We start from the raw sequence: 505 nt of genomic DNA, 5'->3' as shown, positions 1-505 counted from the left end.
AGTCATTACTTTGTAAGTCGCGAAGCTGCGAAGATGATCAACAAGCCGATTGAAGAATCGAGCTTCATCTCTGTTCACTTAGGTAACGGTGCTTCTGTTTGTGCAATCAACAATGGTGAATCTGTAGATACGTCTATGGGCTTCACTCCGCTGTCTGGTCTAATGATGGGTACACGTTGTGGTGACCTTGACCCAGGCATCATTGAGTACCTTCTGAAGAAAGGTTGGTCTCAAGAGAAAGTGTTCAACTCACTGAACAAAGCTTCTGGCTTCTTAGGTGTTTCTGGCCTAACAAGCGACGCACGCGGTATTTTGGAAGCAATGGAAGAAGGCCACGAAGGCGCTGCCCTTGCATTCCAAGTGTTCACATACCGTGTGTCTAAATACATCGCTTCTTACCTTGCTGCGCTTGATTCATTCGACGGCATCATCTTCACTGGTGGTATTGGCGAGAACTCTATGCCAATTCGTCGTGAAATTCTGAAAAACCTAAAACTGCTAGGTT

1 pseudogene is annotated in these 505 nt (G+C 45.9%); it reads left to right on the top strand.

What is annotated here, in order from left to right:
- A pseudogene (locus R7O13_RS31280) lies at window positions 1-505 on the top strand (acetate kinase); the annotation flags it as partial.

This window comes from Vibrio sp. Y176 (assembly GCF_033438945.1).
The sequence above is the reverse complement of the archived record's forward strand: the minus strand, read 5'-3'. Positions and strand labels throughout refer to the sequence as shown.